The sequence below is a fragment of the Zhongshania sp. genome (assembly GCF_041623545.1).
Classification (GTDB): Bacteria; Pseudomonadota; Gammaproteobacteria; order Pseudomonadales; family Spongiibacteraceae; genus Spongiibacter.
Genome location: NZ_JBFJWS010000235.1, coordinates 1 through 5,017 on the forward strand (window position 1 = coordinate 1; position 5,017 = coordinate 5,017).

Annotated in this window: 5 protein-coding genes; 2 read left to right on the top strand and 3 right to left on the bottom strand. The window is 49.9% G+C overall.

Features of this window, described 5'->3' with window-relative positions:
* Nucleotides 1–1,144 (top strand): OmpA family protein (locus ABYT30_RS15315; protein ID WP_373097370.1); only part of this gene is annotated, 1,144 nt, incomplete at its 5' end.
* A gap of 52 nt (nt 1,145–1,196) precedes the next feature.
* Nucleotides 1,197–2,870: a ShlB/FhaC/HecB family hemolysin secretion/activation protein gene (locus tag ABYT30_RS15320; protein WP_373097372.1), complete on the top strand. Its 1,674-nt coding sequence runs from the start codon at nt 1,197–1,199 to the stop codon at nt 2,868–2,870.
* A gap of 16 nt (nt 2,871–2,886) precedes the next feature.
* On the opposite strand, the gene ABYT30_RS15325 is transcribed toward ABYT30_RS15320, so the two are convergent.
* The 3 genes from ABYT30_RS15325 to ABYT30_RS15335 form a co-directional block, all read right to left on the bottom strand.
* Nucleotides 2,887–3,513: a hypothetical protein gene (locus ABYT30_RS15325; RefSeq protein WP_373097374.1), complete on the bottom strand. Its 627-nt coding sequence runs from the start codon at nt 3,511–3,513 to the stop codon at nt 2,887–2,889.
* Between the two features lie 322 nt (nt 3,514–3,835).
* Nucleotides 3,836–4,174: a hypothetical protein gene (locus ABYT30_RS15330; protein ID WP_373079780.1), complete on the bottom strand. Its 339-nt coding sequence runs from the start codon at nt 4,172–4,174 to the stop codon at nt 3,836–3,838.
* A gap of 318 nt (nt 4,175–4,492) precedes the next feature.
* On the bottom strand, nt 4,493–5,017 hold a 525-nt coding region (locus ABYT30_RS15335; RefSeq protein ID WP_373097375.1), incomplete at its 5' end, for a c-type cytochrome.

Consider the following 5,017-nt stretch of genomic DNA (forward strand, 5'->3'; position numbering starts at 1 on the left):
GAGCACCACTGGTGGTAATGACGACAGTCCGAGCACGGCTAACCCCACTACTGGCAACAATGACGACGACCAGCCCGCCGGTAATCCGCAGTCCGGCACTAATAGTACCGGGGGCAGCGAAGATTCTGCCAACGACCCAGCCAGCAGTAATAGCGTTGATGACCGGCTCGACAATGCTCAGCCAGATTCCGCCAGCACCGTGGGCAGCAATAACCAAGACGAAAGCTGGCTGGGTGATTCTGAAAATGATAACGATCAGCCACGTGACGCGAACGACACTGGCACGCTTGTAACGAATACGGATGAACCTGAGAATTCAGATGACGGTGACACAAATTCCACGGAAACCGAGTCACCGCTTGATGATGCCGAGAATGTAGGCACTGACATGCCCTTTAGTAATGGAATGCCTAGCCCACAAGACCTCGCCGCGATTGAAGCCGCCCTAAATGCGACGGAAGCGGATCTCCTTGTCGCGTCGAATGACTCCCCAGAAATTAGGAGCCGTACGACTGCAGAGTTCGCGCCACCGAATATAACCACCAGTAATACGCTTAGTGGCCAAGAGTCTACCGGTCAAAATTCCCGTTACACCTTGGCACAATCTAGCGGCAATAATACGGTGGATACATTGGCGAAGGTGAGCGACTCCACCGACAACATCGACTTCGGCGATGAAGCGGCGGCAGCAAACCCCAAGGAATCATCGGGGCCTTGCAATGACCAAGCAGGCGCAACACTGAGTGACGGCGGAAATTGCTGCCCCAGCAATAAAGTTACTCAACTCGTAGGTGTGTATTTCGAAACCGGTAAGGCAGATTTAACGGAAGTGGCACGCAGAGAATTAGATAAAGCTGCCAACAACCTCGCACTTTGCGAAGGCCAAAGCTTTGAAATAGCGGGCCACACTGATGCCCGCGCGAGCGAGAGCTACAACCTAAGCCTGTCACAAGCTCGGGCCGAGGCGGTACGCAGTTACCTTATTCGTAAAGGGGTAAATCCATCACAGCTCACTGCCAAGGGTTACGGTGAAACTCAACCATTAAACCCCGACAAAAGCGATAAAGAAGCACTTAATGAAAATCGTCGAGTAGAACTTAGGCCCATAAATTATGACGCTGTGGGCAGCGATAAATCAGCTTAAGAAAGGCTGGCGTAGCTAAACCAGCGATAAAAAATTCAGGAGTATTTAAGGCATGGCAATTGATCTGCCCCCAGCGCTACCACCCCAGCTCGTGGCTAGCGCAAGCTATCAAGACACAGCAGTTTCCCGAGCCTCCTATATACAAGGCCAGATTGATACTACCGAAATCCGAGTCGTTGGTAATCGCTACCTCAGCACCGAAGCGGTGGAACGCATAATTAAGCAATCGCAATTACCCTCAGACGCGATTATTGGCTTAGCGAACGAATATTATAAAGCTGGCCACTTACTGGTTAAGTTACGGTATTTCAGAGTAGACAATCGGATTACTATTCTCGTGAATCAATACACCTTAAGTGACGTGCGCGGCAATCCCCAGGCAAAAAATCACTTTGAAGGGCTGATAGGTGATTCCGATTTAACTGCCGCAGAGTTTGACCGCGCGCGGGTACTGGCCGACCTGCAGGCTCGACGCGCCGGTATAGATTACAGTTATTCATACCAAGAACAGCCGGACACCAAACAAGTTGTATTGACGTTACAAGCCCACGCCTTGAAAGATAACGATGCGACGGATTATATCGCTGAATTAAATAATAGTGGCAGTCGCTATATCGGTCGTTACTTTGGCCTCGCTGGAATAAAGCATCGCAGTGCAATCGGCAGTGAATACGCCTTCTCTTATCAATCCGCATTTACCGAGTTGGGCGAATCCGCCGACGGCGACTCACTACACCAATTTAGCGCCAGCGCAGACCACCCATTTCGTTATGGCCTATACGGTATAGAACTAGCTTATTCAAACTACGAGCGACGGCCACCCAGTGAAGATGGCGCAAACAATAACTGCGCTCTACTTGGACTGCTATGCTTGGGCGCTAGTGCTAACACCCCGGAAAACACGCGTTTAGAGGCGGACATTATTCAGCTAGCTTTGCGCGGCCAGCAAATTGTCTACAGCTTTCCTAAGCAACGATTCACGGTGAGCGAACGAATTGAATATGTGAATTCAGTCATTGAGCAGTCAGAAGACGGCAGCAAGTTATTGGATGAGCGCTATAGTGCAGCGGCTATTGACTTAAAATATACTCGCGCCACTGCTCCGACAGGGTCTTCACTCAGTATCGGCTTAAACTCACGATTTGGATTGAGCGGCGGCGGGACCCTCGACAGCTATGACAGTTTTGATCAGCGCTATCAAGAACAAAACCCCAACGCCGGTGCCAGTCCAGACCTCGCCCCCGCCGCTCGCAGCGCTCATTTTGTCGCGCTGCAGCCCAGTATTAGCTACCAATTACCGCTACCCTATGACCTGGCCTTTAGCACACAGCTAAAATCTCAGTTCGCAAACAAACAACTTCCCGAACAAGAGCAATTTGTTCTGGGCGGAATAAGCTCGCTCAGCGCATATTTGCCCGGTGCACTTATCGGCGACGAAGGCTACTACGGGAAATTGGCACTTAGCCAAACTTGGACGTGGCGAGATATTAATTTACAACCCAGTGTCTTTATTGAGCACGGTGGAGCATGGTTTAACGACACCAGAAGTAGCGCGGGCAACGCCCAAACCATCTCTGATATTGGCGTCGCCCTTAACATCAATTTCAGCTCAGTATTGCAGTCCCAGCTCGTTACGGCATACGCATTAGCAGATGATGTGCAGGATCAGGAGAACCTAAAGCGCCTCGAAGCAGATATTTATTGGCGTATTCGCCTCGAGTTATAATCGAAGCGCGAAGGTATTACTCAGAAAAATCTGGTGTCAGGGTATACGCTTTCTCTTGAGGAGATTCGTAGCGCCAAGCTTCGGTATCTGTATTGTTATTACCATTGCGATAACTCGCGTCATCGCGGGTATTGTGACGCGGCGAGGCATCTGTCACCGGTAGGTTACGATCAAGACCACGACCACTTTGTACATTGAGCTGTTTGTCGCGTTTAATCGCAGCGACAACCGTACCAGTAACTAGATCAAAGATTTCGGTGCGATCATCCCGATCAAATAAATCACCTTTTTCCGTAGAGCCGATAGTCGCGACGGTACGGCCAGTGATAAAGTCTTGGAAGGATATCCCCAGCATGATGCGCTCGCTGCTGCCGCTAACCGACAGCTGCACACCCAAGGTGCGCTTTTTCGCCTCATAAGGCAGGTTTTCTATCTCTTTGGAACCGACTACCGCGATATTGTAGGCGCCGATCATATTGCCAAATTCAAGATCCATGCCGTAAATGGCGCTATTGGTATCACGCTCAATGACGACATAATCGTAATTGGCAAAACTAAATCCATTTGAATACACCACTGTTTCATTACTTGCACAGGCAACTAACAATAACGCTGAAAATAGCAGTAGAAAAATGGATTTCATTGCGCTTCCTTTTACACCCGAATTATTCACAAGCAAGAGATTTAAAGCTCGATACCCAAAGGTTATCGTAACGCCACGCAATGCTGCGGTGCACATTACATTCCAAATTTCCAAGGGCTTTATCTTTCTTGAGGAAATCTGGCGGCGACAAGTTTACTACGATCCTCGCCTGTATCGTAGGGTCTCGCGAATATTGATGGAAATAACCCTCATAAATAGACGTTTATCTGGCCGAGCGCACGGTAAATGCCCATAGCTGTATTTGCCAAACAAAAAAGGCGCCTGAAGGCGCCTCTATTGTTTAGTTCATTTCAGGAGTAAGCTACAAACCGCCCTCGACATTATCCGGCGCAACAAAAACAAAACCCACGCCGTCGCCGGCATTGGTATCAACGGCATCCCGAAAACCAGAGCCGCCCGCCGCCGCCGTGCCATGACCATTGCGCACCCCAGCGTAGGAAAAGCTTTGATCTAAAGAGCCTATTGCCTCAGCAGTATCATCCATTTCAGCTAGCAAAGAGTCTCGTAAGGTGGTCATGCCAACGGTCACGCCAGCCACCATAATCGAGCTCATGAGTGTTAATTCCGCAGCCAAGGCGAAGCCGCCCTGCTTACGCTTTAATGAACCCTTAGATGAAAAACCTGTTATCGATTGTGTCATTAAAATACCTCTAACGAATTGTATTACCGTATTAGTGATGTAAACCCGAGCGCCGTATCCAGACGTCGACGGTGCCGTGCTTAATACCAAAGAGCAAAAGGCACTAATAATGAATAGAGGTGGAATATCCGTATTACACAGACTAATAGAAATGAGCCATAATCACCAGTTTTCCGCGCCGGCTCAAGCCACACTTACACACTAACGAAAATGCTTAGCTAGCACGATACGTATCATTACGCACCCTGAATTAAGACGCTTTTTAGGATTTTCAAAATGCGTATTAATTCAGGAATACCGCCGCTAGTATTCCCTAGCCTACGGTCTAGCCAGTAAGTACACCGCCAACGCTTCACGGTCTGCAGCGTTAAGGGGAAACACTGGCATCGGCGGGGTCGGCGCAGTAAAGAAACTGGCCAATTCGGCGACCGTATAGCGCTCGGCCAAACCCACTAAAGGAACAGCCGAAGCGCTACTACCGCTCAAGTCTAAAGCATGACAACTGCTACACGCGTTGTTTTGATAAGCGCTCTTACCCAGTTCTGCCAAGCTTCGGCGCTGTTCTGGAGTATACGACGCCAAGCCACTCTCTTCCGCCCCACCTTGTCGCTGCGGCATAGTTAGCGACGATACGGCTGCCCCGCCAGCGTCTCGCGCGGTGATCCGGTAGATAGAGCCAGAATAATCATCCGAAATAAAGATAGTCCCGTCGCTCGCCTCCGCAATGTCGACGGGCCGGCCAAGCAATTTCTCGCCGCCTAAAAAGCCACTTAAAAAGTCGCGCTCAACAATACTGCCATCAGACTGCCAATGCAGCGATACCACCTTATAGCCATCTGCCAC

Coding starts and splice junctions, on each gene's coding strand:
- ABYT30_RS15325 (WP_373097374.1), bottom strand. CDS start 3,513: ATGAAATCCATTTTTCTACTGCTATTTTCAGCGTTATTGTTAGTTGCC.
- ABYT30_RS15320 (WP_373097372.1), top strand. CDS start 1,197: ATGGCAATTGATCTGCCCCCAGCGCTACCACCCCAGCTCGTGGCTAGC.
- ABYT30_RS15330 (WP_373079780.1), bottom strand. CDS start 4,174: ATGACACAATCGATAACAGGTTTTTCATCTAAGGGTTCATTAAAGCGT.